This window comes from Hymenobacter sp. IS2118, from assembly GCF_000715495.1.
Classification (GTDB): Bacteria; Bacteroidota; Bacteroidia; order Cytophagales; family Hymenobacteraceae; genus Hymenobacter.
Map to the genome: position 1 here is coordinate 23,574 of NZ_JNLX01000064.1, position 17,625 is coordinate 41,198.

The following is a 17,625-nucleotide window of genomic DNA, read 5'->3' on the forward strand; positions in this document are numbered from 1 at the left end:
AACTTATTCGGCGGTCAGGTCGTCTTCGAGGGCATCGAGCCATTCGAGCACAGCGGCCCGCACGAGGTGGGCAGGCGGGCGGGGGCCAGCCGCTGGGCGGGCAACCTGGTCGAGCTGCATCACTAGCTGCTTGACCTGCTTTTGCTCGGCCCGTGAAACACGGGGCCGGGCGGGAGCGGCTACCGCCCCGACGCCACTCCAGGCTGCTTGCAGCGCCGCACCGAAGGGGGCGGCGTAGCTGGGGAAGTTAGTCAGGTCGGTATCGCGCCAGAGATTGGGCGGTCGGTTGGCCACGAGAGCTAGCACGCGGTCGAGGTCAGCAGTTGGGTCTTCGGTATCGGTAAAGCGACTGACGAAGGGGCCAAGCAAGGGAGGCAAGGTGAGTGCCGGCAGCGTTTGAATGCGCTGGTGGAGGGTGAGCCACCCTTCGGGGCCGGTGGACAGGCCACAGGCTTGGAGCAGGTGGTCGCGGGCTTGGTCTCGGGCGGCGGGGTAGGCGGCAGCCCAAGCTTGCAGCGCCTCGTTGAGTTGATTGAAGAATTGCTCGACGCGCACCGGGTCGGGGTCAGCATCGGCCGACCATGGCGGCAGGTTGAGCGCTGCCGGGGCCGACTGGAATAGCACGTACTCGGGGGCGCGAGCCTGCTGGAAAGCATCGCGCAGGGCGCGGGCCGGAGCAGGCAGGTGGCGGGTTTGCTGGGTGTATTCGGGCAAGCCGTCCTGCATGCGAAGCAGGCGGCGCACCACGGACACTAGTTGGGGCCGTACTCCAGTGGCCTGGGCGATACGCTCGACGACTGCCAGGCGGGCACCCGCGACGCGGGAATCGGCGATGGCAAACATATCGGGCCGGCGCACTAGCAGCTCCCAATCGGCCTCTTTCTCCTCGGCTAGAAACTGACCTTCGCGGTAGAGCGAGGTATCGCCTTCGCGAACGCGGCGGAACGTGGCCAGCAGCACGGGCAATACCCCGTCGGCGATGCCGTAGGGGGCGGCGCGCAACTGCTCGTAAAGGGCGGGCAGCGCCAGCGGCTCATTGGACTGGAATACCAAACGCTCGATGGCTTCCCACACGGGCACTAGGTTGTAGGGGTCGTGGTTATCGAGCGCAGCAGGAGCACGCCAGGCCCAAGTGCCAGCATTGGTGAGGTAGTGCAGGCCAGTGGCTGACAGCACCGAGGCATACATAGCGAACTCAGGCGGGAAGCCAGTGAAGCCGAGCCGGGCGGTGTCGCCCTTGGAGAGCATTGCCTTGACCAAGGCCCCACGGGCCGCCGCGCCGGCGGAAGAGAGCTGGCGGCGGTTGAGAATTTCGTTGCGCAGCGTGGGCGTGCGGCTGAAGGTATGGTCAGCCATTAAAGAAAGCTGACGGCTGAAAGCGCGGGCATCGGCCAGCGGCTGGGGTTCGCCCTGCCAGTACCAGTTTGCAGCCAGCGCGGCAGCAGCGGCAGTGGCAGGTGTAGCACCTTCACCACCCAAAGCCGAACCGAACAGGCGGCCCCACTCGGCTCGGAACAGGTTCTCGGCTTCGTGGCGGCGCAATGCCAACTCGCGGCGGCCGGCGCGGTCGCCCGCCAGGGCCGTCACGGTATCGGCCACGACGCGGGCGGCGGCCAAGTGGTAAGCAGCTTCGCGCAGGGCCTCAGTTTCGAGGGCAACGGCGACAAGTAGGTTAGGCTGACGCAGGCGCTGGGCTTCCTGCTCCGCCAGGGCTTGCGTCTGCGGGTCGTTGGCGAGGCAGAGCAATACGGCTAGGTCGGCGGGGCGCTCAATGGCGCGGGCCAGCAGCTGGTCGGGGCGCAGCACCTCCACTCCTACCGGGCGCAAGGTGCCGGTGCGGAACGAGTGACGACGGGCCACCAAGCGGGGCAACGGGAATAGCGTAGCGTCGCCAGTAGCGGCCAGCAGCACATCGCCGGCGAGGGCGGCACGGGCGGTGGTCAGCTCGGCTTCGATGTCAACGTCGCCGGCTTCCCACAGGCGGAAGCTGCCCCGGGCCCGGCTCCACACGACCAGGGAGCGGCGCTCCAACTCATCGAGGGCGGCGGGGGTATCGGCACCTAAGGCAGCGGTTAGCACTACGCGGGACGCCGGCAGGCGGGTTTCGCGCAACCAGCTCAGCAGAGCAATGCACTTGAGGGCGCGGGTGGCCAACGGGCTGAGGGCGGGGTCTTTCTCCTGGGCCTGGGCTACCAGCTCCACGGCTTCGAGCCAGGGGCGGGCCGTGGGGCCAGTGTAGTGGGCCAACAGCACGTCGCGGCCGTAGTCGAAAAGGCCATCAAGCGGGAAGAACGCGGGGTCGGCAGGGTCGTAGGCCTGCTCCAGCAAGAAGCTACCCAAGGCACCGTTTTCCTGGCCTTCGAGGAAGTTGAACAAGCTGCGGTGGCTCTGGCCGGCTCGCCGAAACAAGGCGGGCACAGCTAGTAGCGTTACCGGGTGCAGCGGGTAGGCGGCGCGGGCCAGCTTTTCGAAGCGGCTGCCCGCCAGGCCGGTCGGCAGGAAAGTGCTGTCGGGGGCAAGCACCGGTACCAGCAGGTCGGACAGGTGCCCGTTGAGGTGCAAGCTGGGCGACTGACGCAGGGCTCGGCCGATGAGGTCCATACGCTCCACGTCGGAGGGGAACAGCGGGAGCTGGCGGAAGCGCTGGGCTACTTTGGCCCACTCGGCCTGCTGGGTGCGGCCGAGGCGGTTGGCGTAGGCTTCGGCGTTCTGGTGCAGCACGGTAATCACCCACAGCGGGGCCGATTCCGGAGCACGAGAGGCCGCTTCGGCCAGTTCCTGCAAGGCGAAGATGTCGCCGGCCTGGGGGTGATTAGCCGCGTATTCGAGAAACTTGCCGGCTTCATCAACTAGCAGCAGCAAGCCGGCATGGTGGCCGGCGGCGGCTACCGCCTGGGATGCGGCCAGGTAGGCATTGGCAAGGGTCCGGGGATTGGGCTTTTGCTCCGCCGTGAGCAGCGCGGCGGGGATGGCCGGCCCACCGGGAGCTGCTTCCAGGGCGTTGCGCAAGGCATTCAGCAGTGCAGGGCTGAGCGCCGAGCGGGAGCCCACGACGGGCACCGGCAGCAGCTTCGGCACCGCCGGAAATTTGGCTGGCAGCTTAACCTCCTTCTCGAACTTGGGCTCGGAAACCAGCCGGGCCAGGAAGGTAACGAAGGCGCTTTTGCCAGCGCCGTAGGGGCCGATAAGCGTAAGGGCGCGGTCGGTGGGCGTGTGCTGGGCGCGGAGGACCCCTTGCAGGGCCTCAAGGGCCGAGGGGGTAAGGTAGTAGTTGTCGGGAGTGGTAGTGCGGGCCGCTAGGTCACGCTCCAAATGGACCGAACGGCCGAAGCGGGGCCGTACGGAAACGATGTCAGCAAGGGTTTGGATGGTGGTAGCAGTGGACATTTAAAGCTAGGCAACAAGGGGCGTGGAGGCGTAGTGCATCAGCAGCAGCACGGCGGGAGTGAGATGCGTATCAGTGGTTTGAACCACCTGTCGCACGAGGGGGGTATCTTCGAAACGAAGCGTGCCCTGGGTGAGGGTTTCGAGCTGGTCGAGGTAAGCCAGGGTCGAATCCTCGTCGAGCTTAAACACCACACCCGGTGAGCCTTCGGCGTGGGCAATGTCGCGGGCGGCGATGGTGTGGCTGCCGGGGTAACGCCACTCCCAAAACTGTAGCAGCGCCCAGGCGAAAATGGCGACGGGCAGGCTGGGCTTGGGGCCAATGGCGAAGGTGAATTGCTGCTGGCCGCCAAAACCGGGACGCAGCAAGCCCAGCTCACGCAGGGGGCAGTCGAGGCCGTCTTCGTTGTTCTGGCTGCGCTCGGTGGGTGCCACGTAGGTTTGCAGGAACACGCTTACGTCTCGGTCAATAGTCTCTGGAGAATATGTTTTGGAGCTACTGGCGAGGGCAGCCGCTTGCACGGAGGCAGCCAAGGCGGGCACGGTCCACTCCCACTCACGCCACACGTTGAAGGCGTATGCCCAAGTGTAAGCCAGCGAGCCGGGGCCGCAGAGGTTCCAGTGCAGCAGCCAGAGGGTAGCGGGGTCTTCGAGATAGGGGTCGACGCCGTCGTCGGTTAACAGGAATTGGCCCAGCGGGGTGGGCTGCAGCTCGCCACTGCGCTCGGAGGTGGTAGTGGCCAGCTTGGTAACCAGCAGCCAGTGCCGGACAGCAGAAACCATGTTCTTGCCGACGCCCAGCTTGACCAGGGCATCTTCGTCGGCGAAAATGTGAGCATTGGTTTGCAGCTCATCAAGGCCTTTTTTGAGCCAGGCCGAGCGGAGAGCAAAGGTTTGGTGGCCAGCGAAGCTGGGAGGGCTGGGCAGCAGGGACTGCGCAACAGTGGCCGCTTTGAACAGCTCGGTAAGGGTGGTTGCGGGGAGCTGAGGGGACATCTTAGTACTTTAATTTACCAATAGGCAAGGCTACGGCGCAATCAAAGTAGAAAGGTCGGCAACTAAAGTTTAGGGAACAAGGGTGAAGGCAAGGTTATAAGCAGCACTGCTTCTTCAGAAAGTCAGGACTGACTATTTAGCAACCACTTGGATGGATTGGGCCCGTCTGTTTTTTTAGCAATTGTTAAGAATTAAGCAGCAGAAGCAAAAGTGGCCGTGTTACCTCCCTATCTCTCCTACTCGACCGGCTATAGCAATCACGGAACTGTTGTCGGAATCAGTTGACAATAATCAAATCTATCGCCTTGTTTAATTGGTGATTACCTATCGGAATAGGTTTCGGAATTTATGCCGTAGTATTGGGCGTGGAAAAGCTAGTAAAACTGTACCGCGACCCGGCGGCCATTGCCCCGCTGAAGCCGAGCGAGTTGCCGGCGGAGCTGCGGAACCAGGCGTTGGAAATTGTGGAAGCGGCGGCGCGGCTGGCGGGCTCGCTGCACCCGGTGACGGCGCGGGCCATTGCTGACTTTCTGCGGCCGGCGAACAGCTACTACTCCAACCTGATTGAGGGACACGACACGCACCCGCTGGAAATTGCCCGGGCGCTACAGGATGAGTATTCGCCGGATAGCCGCAACCGCTCGCTGCAGCTGGAGGCCCTGGCGCATATCGCCGTGCACAAGCGGCTGCCGGAACTGCTGGAAGCCGTGGATAATAACCCTTACACGGAAGGGTTTTGGCGGGCGCTGCACGAAGCGTTTTATGAACACCTGCCGGATGAATTCCGCTGGACGACAACCGCAGAGGGGGAACGGCTGGAAGTGCTGCCGGGCGAGTTGCGGACCACGGAAGTGCGGGTGGGGCGGCACGTTGCCCCGGCAGCCGATGCGCTACCGGCTTTTATCCGGCTGATTGAGCAGGGCTACCGGCCGGCGGCGGAGCATGACCGGCTGGCGCGCATTGTGAGCATTGGCGCCGCGCACCACCGGCTGGCGTGGCTGCACCCGTTTCTGGACGGGAACGGGCGGGTGATGCGGCTATTCAGTGACGCGGCTTTTAGGGCCGAGGGACTGGATGCGGGCGGGCTGTGGTCGATGGCACGGGGACTGGCCCGGAGCGAGAAAGAATACAAGCAGGCCCTGGCGGCGGCCGATGCACAACGGATGAATGACTACGACGGGCGCGGTAATCTGTCGGAAAAGCAGTTAGTGGCATTCTGCCGGTTCTTCCTGGGCGTGGCCCTGGACCAGATTGGCTACATGACGCAGGTGCTGGCCATTGATGGGATGCTGGAGCGACTGCGCGGGCTGGTGGGGCTACTGGTGATTAAGCGCAAATGGCGGCCGGAGGCTTACTACGTGCTGGAGGCGGTATTTCTGAAGGGCAGCGTAGCGCGGGGGGAAGTGATGCGGCTAACGGGCCTGTCTGACAAAACCGCTAAGGATTTGGCGCAGCTTCTCCTGGATGCCGGACTACTGGCTACCGAGGTAAGCAACCGCTTTGCGCCATATCGGGCGGCCTACCCTATTGCTTTTGCGCCGGCGTTGTTTCCGGGGTTGTATCCGGCGGGCAAGGAGGTTGATATTCTAAATGCGCAGTAGGAGCTATTTGTGAAGAGTCCCAATTCTTGCGACAGTGTCGCAAGAATTGGGACTCTTTGTGTAAATCCACTGGCAAAGCGGACGTAATCATGGCGTAGCAAGGGCGTTTGGATGGCAGTGCCAGATGCAGCGGATTAACTCGTTTGCTGCGCAAGCATGGAGACCGGACAATTTGATTCAAAAACGGCACGGGAAAAGCCGGCTGGGGTAACTGAGCGGAGGTTGGCGCGGTTCTTTGAATCAGGCATGTTGTGCATTTTAGAGCCGAGGATGGGCACCACGGCCTTGGGTTCAGGCAACCTAAAGCCGCCACCGGTCCAGAGGCAGGTGCGCTTGGTATAGGCTTCGCTGAGCTGGCGCTCGGCAGGCAGGTAACCGGCAAAGTCGCAGGGGTCGAAACGAAAGTCCGGGGGCCGCCAATAGGTGCTGACGGTGCTCACTGGATTCTCGATGAAGTAGGGAGCCTGGCACCAGGCGGCGAGGCGGGCGGACCATTCGAACAGCTGCAGCGCCTTAATGACACTGCCGAGGCCTTTGCGGCGGAAGTGGGCCCGGCCGGAAATGGCGGTGTCGGTACAAGGCGGAAAGAACGCAGCGAAGGCCACGGGACCGTAGGGCGGCAGCCACTCGCGCACGTCGATGCCGACGCGGATGATGTTGCCCTCGCGGGTCTCGCCGGGCGGGTGCTGCAGGTCGACGCAGTAGCAGAGGTAGCCAGCCTCAGCCCACGGCTGGACAAGCGTGGTAGTAAGGTCGAAGCAGCTAATGACGATGGGCGTTGGCATGGCACCTTAGAAAGTTGGTTGTTCGAATTGCGAGGCCGGAAGGGAGCCGGTGGAGGCGTAGGATGCTAAATCCTGGAAAGTGCCGCGGCGCATCGAGCAGGCCGCGATGACTTCATCCGTGGCACCGTTGCGGTGCTTGGCGATGTCGAGCAAGATGGTGTCGGCGGTGGCGGTGCCGTCCTGGTACTCAGTGATGTTGTAATATTCGCCGCGCCAGAGGAAGATGATGCAGTCGGCGTCCTGCTCCAGGCTGCCGGACTCGCGCAGGTCGGAGAGCATGGGGCGCTTCTCTCCTCCCCTTTTCTCCACGTCGCGGGAAAGCTGACTGAGGGCGATGACGGGTGCATTTAGCTCTTTGGCCAGCTCTTTCAGGCCGCGGCTGATGCTGCCAACTTCCTGCTCGCGGTTGCCTTTGGTGTCGCCGCGCATGAGCTGCACGTAGTCGACCAGGACCAAGCTGAGCGGCTGCTGGCTGTGGAGGCGGGCGCACTTGGCGCGCAGTTGCTGGATGCTCAGGCCGGGCGTGTCGTCGATGTAAAGCTGGTGGCCCTGGGTTTGGATTCGTTGGGCCTGCTGGCGGATGTGGGCCACTTGCTCGAGGCCGCCAGGGAGGTTGCCACGGCGCAGGTCGGAGTTGGAGTAGCCGGGGACTTCGCTGGCCACCATGCGCTGCATGAGCTGCAGCGTGGGCATTTCGAGGCTGAAAGCGGCCGTGTGCTGGCTGTGGTCGAGGGCGGCGGTGCGGGCAAAGTGCAGCAGGGCAGCGGTTTTGCCCATCCCGGGCCTGGCAGCGAGAATGATGAGGTCGCCGGGCTGCCAGCCGCCGGTGAGGCCGTCGAGGGCGGCGAGGCCGGTGGGCACGCCGGTGAGGCCGCGCTGCTGGACGGCCTGGGCGAGGCGTTCGAAAGTGGGCTCAAACGCATCGGCGGCGGTTTGGCCGGGGCGGGTTTCCAGGGCCCGGTGCAAGCCCGTGAGGTGGGCCTGGGCATCGGCCAGCAGCTCCAACGGGTCGCGGGTCTGGTCGTAGCCGTGAGCGGTTAGCTCGGTGCCGACTCGGATGACGACGCGGCGGGCGTGCTGCTCCTGCAACAGGCGGCAGTGCGTTTCGAAGTGGGCGGCGGAATTGATGCGGCTGGTAAGGCCAGCGACGAAGTATGGGCCGCCGGTGCGGTCCAGGGTGCCGCGCTGGCGCAACTGCTGGGTGACGGTGAGCAAGTCGGCGTGGTCGCCGCGCTGCACCAGGTCGCGGATAGCCAGGTACACCTGCTGGTGGGCAGGGCAGTAGAACACGTCCTCGGTGGGCAGAATTGCCAGCAGAGTGCGCTGGGCGTCGGCTTCGAGTAGGGCGGCCCCAAGCACGGCGGCTTCGAGGTCAAGGGCCTGGGGCGGCAGGTGGCCGCCAGTGGGAGCCGAAATGGCGGGGCGGCGGGTTGCGTAGGGTTTGGGCTGATTTTCAGACATAATGAAAGGGGTTAGCTCCAGCGGGAGGGGTCAAGAGGTTTAGGGGAGGTGCGAGCCCGGGGCGGCGGGGTTGCGGATGCGGCACCGGCGGGCTGGAACTGCGCGCGGCGGTGCATCCAGCGGCGGAAGGCGGCGCGCCAGTCAGCCATGGGGGTTTTGCCGCTCACGCGCCAGCCGTTGCTTTGGAAGTGGTCGCAGAACGCGGCCGCCTCGGCTTGGGCGTCGGCGCTGTTGGGTTGGTACTCCGCGGCGTAGGCCTGGACCTCGGCCAACGTGGGCGGCGCGGGGGGGCCTTTCTTCCGGGCGTCAGCCGGATTTTTAGCTGACTTCTCCTTCACATTTTTTTCAATGAGAAGAGCGGGCGCGGTGGCGTCAGCCACCTCTCTTTCTTCTATTGAAGATGTAATTGAAGATGAAGATGAAGGGGTTGGAATTTGCTTAACCCCGGTGGTTGGCGTTTGCTTGGCGGGTTGGTTGGCAGTTTGGTTGGGAGTTTGGTTAAGCAAACGCGGATTTCCGCCCTTTTTGCCCGATTCGGTCCGCACTTGCCGCAACCGCTCGTCTTTGACCATGCGGCGGCAAAACAGCGCGCCGTCGGACTCGCGGCGGCTGGCGACGCCATAGGTTAGCAGGGTGGTTAGGATTTGGTTGGCACTTTGGTTATCCAAACCGAGGCGGCGGGCAATAACCGAATCGGGCATGGGAGCACCGTTGACGAGCAACACACCGCGCTCGTCGCTGTCGTGCATCATCAACAGTAGCTCGAACCAAGCCCCGCGCTGCAGCAGGTCGAGGGCCTGGACGCCCTGGTCTTTGTGCCAGTCGCCGGGGTAGAATTGGATAGCCGGGAGCTTCATGCCTCGGGGCGCGTGGACACCAGAAGGACGTTGGCGGTGCCGGGCTGCTCAAATAAGTCGAGCTGGCGGTACTCGGTGCATTTGCCTCGTAGGGCGGCTTCAACCTCGGTCAAAGCTTCACTTAGCTCGGTTTCCAGCAGGGGGGCGTATGCGTAGGCGGCTTCAGTTTCGTCATCGAAGCTGACGTAGGGGCTGGTCAGGTTGAGCACCTTGCCGGCCGTCAGCTGGCGCTGGCCGATGAGGGTAACGCCGGACTGGCCCTTGCCCATTGAGAAGCCGGTGACAGTGAATGACTGGAAACGGGCGGGCAACTCCTCGGCCGTATCGGGCCAGAAGTCGGGCGTTTCGGTCAGCTGCTCGGTGAGCAGACACAAGTGCGGCACCAGGCGGCTGAGGCGGTGGGCCAGGTCGGGGTGAATCTGCTCGGCGCAAGTGAGAGCGAAAGCCCGCGGCGGAGCCTCCTGGGTGCGCTGCTCGGTGAATTCGCAGGTCAGGTGCTGGTCTTTGAGCTTGACCTTTTGAATGGTGATGATGGATGCGGTGGCCTCGGGCGCACCGGGGCCGGGCCCAACCGGGCCGACGATGGGAAGTAGCGGGGACATGACGGAGGAATTAGGCGGCTTGGGCCATCAGCGGGCGGCCCAAGGGCATGGTGGTTGGGGGTGGCAGCTGGCGGTGGTAGCGCTTGACGTAGCGGTCGAGCTCGGAGAGGCGAAAGCCCCACTCCTTCTCGTTGAGACGCACGCCGGACAGGCGACCGGCGCGGCGGGCCTTGCGGATGCCTTCGGGCGTGAAGCGCAGGTACTCGGCGGCTTCGCGGACGTTGAAAAGGCGGTCGGGGGGCGCGGGGGCGGGCTTGGTGGCATCTTCCAGGGCCTTGAGGCGCTGCACGTCGGCCAGCAGCTGCCGCCACTCTTGTTCGGGAACGAGGAGAGCTACTTGCATGGCTAGGCGGCGGTGGCTTTGGTAGCTCGGACCTGGAGGGCAGCAACCCGCTTCTTTTCGGCCTCCACCACGCTGATGAAGGCCTCGGCCACGTCGGTGTTGTGGTAGCGGCCCAAGAGGATGTTGTAGACCTGCTGCTTGGAGTAAACCAGGCCCTTGGTGGCCAGTAATTCGACCGTGCGCTTGGCAAAATCGTTGCGCTTGGGCAGCGTGGCCCGTAGCTCAGAAATAATCTTTGCGAACTGTTCCATTTTGTTTGCTATTACGTATCTTTGTTTAGACTTCAAAGCCCAAATGTGGCTACTAAAGTTTGTAACAGCAAAAAAAGTTTGTCGAGTAACAGCAAAAATAATGGACCCTAGAGCACACGTTGGCACACGCATCAGTGCACTGATGACCCATTACAACTTGTCGGCTTACCAGTTAGCCAAAAATTTGGGCTATGAAGGTCCACAAAAGTTGTATAAGCTAATTCAGAATAAATCCAAGCCGGGTTATGAAACTCTGATGGATATTCTGGACCATTACCCGCAGATGCGTTCGGAGTGGCTGATGCGCGGCGACGAGCCGATGTTCAAGACCACGGATGCCAGGCCAGAGGTCAAAACAGCACCCAGCTACACCGGAATGCCCTCGGTCGTGACGGTGGATGCCAATGGTAAAGAAGTCATCATCGTAGTGCCGAGGAAGGCCGAGGCCGGCTACCTGCTGGCCCGCGACGTGGACGATACCATGGAGGAACCGGAGACGCTGAGCATCCCGGACATGCCGGGCGGTAAGACGGTGCGGGCGTTTGAGGTGTCCGGCAACAGCATGCAGCCGACGCTGAACCAGGGCGACCTAGTGGTGGCCACCTGCACCGAGCGGCTGGACCTGATTCAGCCCAAACACGTGTACGTGGTGGTGGCCCGCGACCGGATTATGGTCAAGCGCCTGCGGGGGCCGGTGAAGCGCGACGAGCCCATTGAGCTGCTGTCGGACAATCGGTTTTACGACCCGTTCATCCTGCCACAAACTGATTTGAAAGAATTGTGGCAGGTGCAAGCCGTGGTCACGCGCAGCGTGCCGGCCAACACGAACGAGGCCTTTGACCGCATGCTGGTGCTGCTGGAAATGCTGGCCCACGACTCGACTCAGCTGCGCGGCATTTTGCTGGATATTGCGTCCCGCTACGATGTAAAACTGGTGGGCGAAGCGAGCTAATCAAGCTGCTGCTACCAATACTGCTACCAAGACCAAATCAACCGCTTAGTGAGGCGGAGTGAATGGGTAGTAAATGAAGGAGTTAGGGCCGTAAATCCGGTGGCTCCTAGTACCCCGGCTCCGGGTACATTTACCAGCTACGGGAACCCCCGAATAGTCGCTTACTACGTAGTAGAAGCACTTTTCGGGGGTTTTTGCGTTTGGCTCACTACGGGGTGTAAACCGACTTACTACTAAGTTTACGCCCCCATTTGCGCCCCCACAAACGCCCCCACTCGCCCCCAATCTTTTTTCATCATGACGATTCAATTTGAGCGGCGGGCTGACCGCCCCGACGCAGCCGGACGGTGCGTCATCCATCTCAGGGCCTATTTTGACGGCCAGCGGCTGCGGCTGGCCACGGCGGAAAGGTGCACCATTGCGGAATGGAACGAAGACAAAGGACGCTTCCGAAAATCTTTTAGCGGGTATCAGGAAGCTAATGAAGGACTGGATGCCCTGGGGGAGCGGGTAACTAAAACCTACCGAGAGCTGCGCACGGCTGGTCAAGTGGTGACCCCTGCCCTATTGAAAGAGGCGTTGGCACCGAAGGTGGCGGCGGCTGACCTGCCGCCTGCGCCGCTGCTGACCGACTTGTTCGGGGCGTATATAGAGGTGTTGCGGGCTCGGGGCTTCCGGTTTCACACGTTGAAGGGCTACAAAACGGCGCACAATACCCTGCTTGAATTTGCGGATACACTACCGGGGCGGTTGACGACGGCGGATTATGATGCGGGGATGCACGATGCGCTGCTGGGGCATCTGCGGGATGTGCGCGGGTCGGCTCAGAACACGGTGGCGGGGGTGGTGAAGCAGATTAAGCCGTTTCTGGCGTGGGCGCGGGATGACCGGGGCCAGACGCTGGCCGTAGACCCGGCCAAGCTGAAAGTGGAATGGGAGGACATTGAAAAGGTGTGGCTGACGGCGTCGGAGCTGGCCAGCCTGGAAAAGGCGCTGTTGCCGTCCAATCTGGTGCAGGTGCGGGATGCCTTCTTGTTTTGCTGCTACACGGGACTGCGGTACTCGGACCTAGCGGCCCTGCACGAAGGCAACGTGAAGGAATGGGATGGCGGGCGCATACTGCGGCTGACGCAAACCAAGACGCGCACGGGGGTGAGCATCTACCTCACGCCGCCGGCGGCGGCGCTGCTGGACAAGTACGTCGGCACCCGGACGCAGCTGATGCCGTCGACGGCCAACCAGGTGATGAACCGCTATTTGAAGCGCATTTGCCGGCTGGCGGGGATGGAATCGTTGGTGGAAGTGGTGGAAACCATTGGCGGGCAGATAATGAAACGTCCAGTTTCCAAATGGGAGCTGGTGAGCATGCACACAGCCCGGCACACTTTTGCTACCCAAAGCCTGCTGCGTGGGATGCCGGTGGAAGTGCTGCAGAAGGTGCTGGGGCACTCCAAGATTCAAACGACCATGATTTACGCCAAGGTGGTGGAAGATTTGCAGCATCAGACCATGCGGCGAATTTGGGAAGGCAGCGCGGCGGGTTCGGCCGCGGGCTCGGACATTCAGGCCAAGGAGATTTGTGCGGTGGTACCGGAAGCGGGCTTGGACAGGGGCGCTACTTCAGGGCTGGACCAGGCGGCGGCTTAAGCTGCTGGTGGGGGGCTCCTCTCCTACTCGGGCAAATAGTCTTGCAGGGGCTAACACCGGGTTTCTGTGGTTTCGGTTTGGTGGCTCCCACTCTGGCTATTCTGCGGCAATAAATCAAGGGCCTGCTTCTTTGGGAGCGGGCCTTTTTTATGCATCGTCGCCAATGGCCACTGCTTTTCCGATACGTTCAGGGACCGGTAGCGCTACGCGCTAGCTGCGGGCGAGGGCGGCGCGCACTTCCTGCTCGGGCAGGTGGGTGTAGGCGCAAAATTCCTGGATGGAAACCAGGGCGCGGCTGGGCTTCCCGAGCTGCACGCGGATGCGCTGCAAGAGGCGCTTGCCAGCTTGGTAACCGTTGCCGGTGACGGCGGCGGCTTCCTTCGGGTAGATGCAAACCTGGGACATAATGGGTACGCTTGGGGTATAGTTGGCTAGGCGAATATACAACCTATTCGAGGGGAAAGTAGGTTCGTGGCATGAAACTACTCCTCTGGCTGCGCCTACTGGTGAAAATTGGACTGACGCTGGCAGGAATGGCCTTTGCACTGGCGGGGGCGGTAGTTTGCTGGCCGGGGCCGGGTGGCGCGGGTATGGAGCGGGCCTGGCAGCCGGGGCCGGTGCGGGCGGCGCGGGTGCTGCGGCAGCCGGTCGTGACGCCCGTGGTACTGCCGGTAGTGGCGGACTGGCAACTGCGCCGGGTGGTGCGGGTGCTGGATGGCGATACGTACGAGGTGCAGGCCGACCAGGGCGTGGCGCGGCTGCGGCTGGTGGGGGTGGATGCGCCGGAGAGTGGGCAGCCCTTTGGCCGGCAGGCGGCGGATTCGGTGCGGCGGGTGCTGGGCCGCTATGCGCTGGTGCGTGTGCTGGGCGTGGACCGCTACGGGCGAAATCTGGCGGCAGTGCGGCTACGGCCGATGGCCTTTAGTACGAACCAACCGGTGGCGCTGGATAGCCTACTGGTGGCACGGGGCTGGGCCTGGGCCTACGCGCCGGGCGGGCAGCCGGTGACTTGGGCAGCGGAGCAGGCGGCGGCGCAGTCGGCGGAGCGCGGGCTATGGAAATGTGGAATCACGACGGTGGTGCGGCCGGGCATCTGGCGGGCCTACAACCGAATAGAAAAAGCGCAGGCCGGGGTGGGCTGTCCCTGGTAGCGGCGCGAATAAAACAGCCGGCAATTCATCTTTTACCCTTTTATTTATTTTCCTTATGGCTCGTATTCGTTCCATGCTCGGCACCATTGAAGGTAGCGCGGGCGGTCTCACGTTTGCTTCGCAGAATGGCTTGAACATTCTGCGGCAAAAGGTGGGCAAAAACAACAGCAAGACCCTGCCCCAGCAGAAGGTGCGCAACCAGTTTAAGGCGCTGGCCCGGCTTTATACCGCGGGCGGGTCGGCCTTTCTCAGCCGGGGTCTGCTCAAGCAGGGCGGCAAATCGTCCTACAACCGCTTCGTGGGGGAGAACTACGGCCTGGCCACCAGTGCCGACGCGCTGGCGGTGGCGGCGGTGGATTACACCAAGCTGCGGCTTTCGAGCGGCGCGGTGCTGGGCGTGGCCGGCCTGGTGGCCACGGCTGCGGCCAACAGCATGTCGGTAGCTTACACAGCCAACGCGGACGGGGCCTCGGGCCTGACCACCGACAAGGTGACGGTGGTGGTGATGGAAAAGCTCACCGGCAAGTCGTACTCGGCTACGGGCGCCACGCGGGCGGCCGGGCCGCAGGTAGTGGCCGTGCCGGGCCTGACGGCGGTGGGCAAGGCCGGCTACGTGGTCTACGCCTTCTTCACCCGGGCCGATGGCTCGGATGCCAGCCCGACGGCCTACGCCGTGCCGGCGTAAGCTGACTTAGGCGCAACAGAGAGCCCTGACCGGACTGGTCAGGGCTTTTTTGTGGCCCTTGGTATTTCGTCCGTTCATTTTTACTTTCGGGGGCTCGCTGTACAGTTGGGCACCAGAAGCCGACGCCGTGTGCTGGCCCTTTTTCACCCTTTCAGGTCCAGTTAATCCGCCCCGCTACATGGAAATTCACCTGGAACCGCAGGCGGTTGCCCTGCTTTACCACCAAGCCAAAGCAGACTTCCAGGCTTGCATCAATGACCCGGACAATGCATTTCTACAAGAACAAGTCCCGCTGCCCCTGCGAGACATTGTCGTACGCGAAGCAGATGTGAAGCTCGTGTTTGCGGCGGGCAGCGGAGTGGTAGCCCGGCGGGAAGTACACTTGGACCTCTATGACAACGGCACCTGGATGGGAGCATACGTTTCCATCCGGGCGGCCACGGGAGAGCGCCTCGACGACAGGTTGGTTTTTCACTAGGAGGAAGGCACTTGTTCCGAGTGGCACGTACGCCGGCTTCGGCAAGGGGCCCGGCCGCTGCACCACTTAAACGTTTCGATGGTAGCATAGCCCACGCTGATAGCGTCGTAACAAACTGGACCCTATGACACCAAAACACCCGGCCGGAGTGGTCGGGTGTTTTAGTATTTGGGGGGGTAAGCAGGTAGCTGGTTGGCGCTTAGGCGCAAGCTGGGAGACACATGGGAGACACATGGGAGGCTGCTAGGGGGGCTTTAAGGGGCTGGATTTGGGGCGCCGACGGGGGGGCTGCTTCTTCCTGAACCCGTTTTGAGCCAGCTATCGGAACGGCTTGGCCCAAATAGTTTAGAGCCTGTTAAGAATTAGCCAGTTACCATGTTGCGCGATACTATTTCTAGCGTCTAATAACACTTTTGTAGCAGTAATTCCATTGCACTGACTACGAAAAATGGCTGTTTTCCGTCTATCTGAGCGAGGTAAGTATTTAGAAATTCTAATTTTTAACAGGCTCTTACATACTGTAGCCCACCATTTGCAGTATGTAAAATATCCCGCTTGGACTACAGCGCGGGGTGGAGGGCAGCCAGGCCCAGTACTAGGAGGTGAAACACTTCTACGGGCTGGTGAAGGAACTCAACCCGCAGTTGGAGCAGGAGGCGCAGCGCCAGGTGGCCCAGCAGCGCCTCCACTAGGACGGGCAGCAGCACAGCCGTGGCGGTGGATTAGGTATGTAGAAGGGCTCAGTTCTGTCATCTCAAGGACACTCAAAGTGAACCACAGGGTCATATTTTGAACGAATATCCCTGAAGTTGTCGCCTGTGTCCTCAAAACGTGGCTTTATTTTCCAACGGCCTTTTTTGTCGATAAAGCCCCATAAGCGTTGATGCTTAACTGCGGCCAAGCCGTGGCTGAAATTATGTGCCGCCTGATAAGTAAAAGAGATGCCAATTGTGCCGTTTGGTCTAATGAATCCCCAGTTTTCAGCGATTCTAGCTGGGGCTAAGCCTTCAGAAAAATAGGTGAGATAATCAAAATCAGGCCCGATGATAAATTTGCCATTCGAATCAGCTAGGCCATATTTTCCCTTTAGTCTAAACCAGAACACGCTGTCTTGGGCATAGCCGAAGTAATCATAGATAGGGGGCATCACTATTTCGCCGCTCGGTTTTTTGATTCCCAATTGTCCGGCAGTCCCTATCAATTCTCGCTTTCTAACCGTCGATTTGGAGGTTGCGGGCCCTATAATTTTCCCTGTCTTATTGATATACACGTCGTCTTCTCCCAGAGTCACTTCTGCTGTATCACCCCGAAAATCTTTGTTTACAGCATCGAATAGGAAGGGTATGACTACGTGGTTCTGCTTATCAATAAATCCCCACTTACCTGACTGATTCTGGACCCCTGCTAAATCTTCCGCGAAATCTTCCGCGTCCTCAAACTGAGGGGGTATGACCTCTGAAGTGGTTAAATTATAGAAGCCATACTTATCATTGTTCAGTATCAAGCACATGCCGTTTTCTGCGTTCCCTACAAAGTCGTAGACAGGCTCTATAATTATTCTGCCAGCCTCATTGATAAGCCCGTCTTTCTTCTGTTTGGTGAAAATGCTTGCGTAACCATCGTAGAAGTTGCTAGTGGAGTCAAACTGAGGCTTTATCACCGGGTGCAATTCAAATTGTCGCTAGGCCTCTCTTGCGGGATTGAAGGGTTCAATTTGCTGTCGCACCAGTTGCCATCGGTTACTCATGGCGCAGACGCGCAGGGTCAAGACGCGTTGGGCGCCGTTTTTGCCCCAGCGTTGGCCCGCCCGCTTCATGCGGCGTTGCATCACCGTGCGGTGGGCGGCCTCAATGGCACCCGAGCCAATCAACAAGCCGCGTTTGCGGTAGGCTTTGTAATCCATCCGGTCGCGGTTGGCTTCGAGGTAAGCACAGACCGATTCGCACAGGGCCGGGGCGATGGCGAGCTGCTTTAGATGGGCTAAGACATGGTCTAATTTACTGTCCAGCAGTAGCTTGCGTTGTTCTTTAAACCAGCCGGAAGCCGCTTTTCCGCTCCCCCAACACGCCTTGCCGGCCTGGCCAATGTGTTCCATGGCATGGTAGAAGTCCAAAATCAGCGTGGCCCGGGGACAGGTTTTTTCGATGAACTGGCGCAGCCAAATGGCCCCGTCGCTGATAAAAACCAGGTCGCGCCCCTGGTCTTTGTAGGGGGCGAGTTGCGCCGCAAATTTGTCCCCAAACGCGGCTGCCGTCCCCAGATGGCCCACAAAAATCGACGCGGCAATGTGCCCGCCGCGCTCCTCGACCACGCTCGTTTGCAAGGCCGTCGCGGCAAAAATGCGGCCCAACTTGGCTTCCTTGTACCCCTCGTCGGTGAGCAGCATCGCCCCGTCGGCCTGCGCATAGACGATGCCCGCTGGGGCGGCTTCA

Annotated in this window: 17 protein-coding genes and 1 pseudogene; 6 read left to right on the plus strand and 12 right to left on the minus strand. The window is 61.5% G+C overall.

Annotation, left to right across the window (positions count from 1 at the left end):
• Positions 1 to 3 precede the first annotated feature (3 nt).
• Positions 4 to 3,387: a hypothetical protein gene (locus GM79_RS04580; protein WP_035559967.1), complete on the minus strand. Its 3,384-nt coding sequence runs from the start codon at positions 3,385 to 3,387 to the stop codon at positions 4 to 6.
• A gap of 6 nt (positions 3,388 to 3,393) precedes the next feature.
• Positions 3,394 to 4,380: a DUF4007 family protein gene (locus GM79_RS04585; protein WP_051718512.1), complete on the minus strand. Its 987-nt coding sequence runs from the start codon at positions 4,378 to 4,380 to the stop codon at positions 3,394 to 3,396.
• 365 nt (positions 4,381 to 4,745) lie between these two features.
• Here GM79_RS04585 and GM79_RS04590 point away from each other — a divergent pair, with 365 nt between their 5' ends.
• The gene (locus GM79_RS04590) at positions 4,746 to 5,981 is read left to right on the plus strand and encodes a Fic family protein (RefSeq protein WP_161787116.1); all 1,236 of its coding nucleotides are present in this window, start codon (positions 4,746 to 4,748) and stop codon (positions 5,979 to 5,981) included.
• Between the two features lie 134 nt (positions 5,982 to 6,115).
• Here the strand turns inward: GM79_RS04590 and GM79_RS04595 are convergent, their stop codons facing one another.
• From GM79_RS04595 to GM79_RS04620, 6 genes are read right to left on the minus strand one after another with little or no spacing between them, the layout of a single operon-like run.
• Complete coding sequence (locus tag GM79_RS04595) at positions 6,116 to 6,766, minus strand: hypothetical protein (protein WP_035559970.1); 651 nt, start codon at positions 6,764 to 6,766, stop codon at positions 6,116 to 6,118.
• 6 nt (positions 6,767 to 6,772) lie between these two features.
• A complete protein-coding gene (gene dnaB / locus GM79_RS04600; protein ID WP_051718514.1) occupies positions 6,773 to 8,227 on the minus strand; it encodes a replicative DNA helicase in 1,455 nt (484 codons plus the stop codon).
• A gap of 11 nt (positions 8,228 to 8,238) precedes the next feature.
• Positions 8,239 to 9,084, minus strand: coding sequence for a hypothetical protein (locus tag GM79_RS04605; RefSeq protein ID WP_035559973.1), 846 nt, complete (start codon positions 9,082 to 9,084; stop codon positions 8,239 to 8,241).
• Complete coding sequence (locus GM79_RS04610; RefSeq protein ID WP_035559976.1) at positions 9,081 to 9,686, minus strand: hypothetical protein; 606 nt, start codon at positions 9,684 to 9,686, stop codon at positions 9,081 to 9,083. The genes GM79_RS04605 and GM79_RS04610 overlap by 4 nt, the downstream gene beginning before the upstream one ends.
• Positions 9,687 to 9,696: 10 nt before the next feature.
• Entirely contained in the window at positions 9,697 to 10,029 is a 333-nt protein-coding gene (locus tag GM79_RS04615; protein ID WP_035559979.1) for a helix-turn-helix domain-containing protein, read from the minus strand.
• A 2-nt stretch (positions 10,030 to 10,031) separates the two neighbouring features.
• Complete coding sequence (locus GM79_RS04620) at positions 10,032 to 10,280, minus strand: hypothetical protein (RefSeq protein WP_035559982.1); 249 nt, start codon at positions 10,278 to 10,280, stop codon at positions 10,032 to 10,034.
• A 256-nt stretch (positions 10,281 to 10,536) separates the two neighbouring features.
• On the opposite strand from GM79_RS04620, the gene GM79_RS04625 reads away from it, so the two are divergent.
• Entirely contained in the window at positions 10,537 to 11,232 is a 696-nt protein-coding gene (locus GM79_RS04625) for a helix-turn-helix transcriptional regulator (protein WP_161787117.1), read from the plus strand.
• A gap of 297 nt (positions 11,233 to 11,529) precedes the next feature.
• A complete protein-coding gene (locus GM79_RS22750) occupies positions 11,530 to 12,879 on the plus strand; it encodes a site-specific integrase (protein WP_051718515.1) in 1,350 nt (449 codons plus the stop codon).
• 210 nt (positions 12,880 to 13,089) lie between these two features.
• Here the strand turns inward: GM79_RS22750 and GM79_RS04635 are convergent, their stop codons facing one another.
• A complete protein-coding gene (locus GM79_RS04635; protein WP_035560018.1) occupies positions 13,090 to 13,284 on the minus strand; it encodes a hypothetical protein in 195 nt (64 codons plus the stop codon).
• Positions 13,285 to 13,355: 71 nt separating this feature from the next.
• Between GM79_RS04635 and GM79_RS22755 the strand changes: the two genes are divergently transcribed.
• The 3 genes from GM79_RS22755 (at position 13,356) to GM79_RS04650 (ending at position 15,193) form a co-directional block, all read left to right on the plus strand.
• On the plus strand, positions 13,356 to 14,030 hold the full coding sequence (locus tag GM79_RS22755) for a thermonuclease family protein (protein WP_235183919.1): 675 nt from the start codon (positions 13,356 to 13,358) through the stop codon (positions 14,028 to 14,030).
• Positions 14,031 to 14,085: 55 nt separating this feature from the next.
• Complete coding sequence (locus GM79_RS04645) at positions 14,086 to 14,715, plus strand: DUF6266 family protein (RefSeq protein ID WP_152559833.1); 630 nt, start codon at positions 14,086 to 14,088, stop codon at positions 14,713 to 14,715.
• Positions 14,716 to 14,893: 178 nt separating this feature from the next.
• On the plus strand, positions 14,894 to 15,193 hold the full coding sequence (locus GM79_RS04650; protein WP_035559991.1) for a hypothetical protein: 300 nt from the start codon (positions 14,894 to 14,896) through the stop codon (positions 15,191 to 15,193).
• A 560-nt stretch (positions 15,194 to 15,753) separates the two neighbouring features.
• On the opposite strand, the gene GM79_RS25355 is transcribed toward GM79_RS04650, so the two are convergent.
• From GM79_RS25355 to GM79_RS25360, 3 genes and pseudogenes are all read right to left on the minus strand, one after another.
• Positions 15,754 to 15,900, minus strand: a complete 147-nt coding sequence (locus GM79_RS25355) for a hypothetical protein (protein ID WP_161787118.1) — start codon at positions 15,898 to 15,900, stop codon at positions 15,754 to 15,756.
• Between the two features lie 47 nt (positions 15,901 to 15,947).
• Positions 15,948 to 16,862 (minus strand): WG repeat-containing protein, encoded by a 915-nt coding sequence (locus GM79_RS04655; protein WP_035559994.1) that lies wholly within the window; start codon positions 16,860 to 16,862, stop codon positions 15,948 to 15,950.
• Positions 16,863 to 16,874: 12 nt separating this feature from the next.
• Positions 16,875 to 17,625: pseudogene (locus GM79_RS25360) on the minus strand (ISLre2 family transposase); the annotation flags it as partial.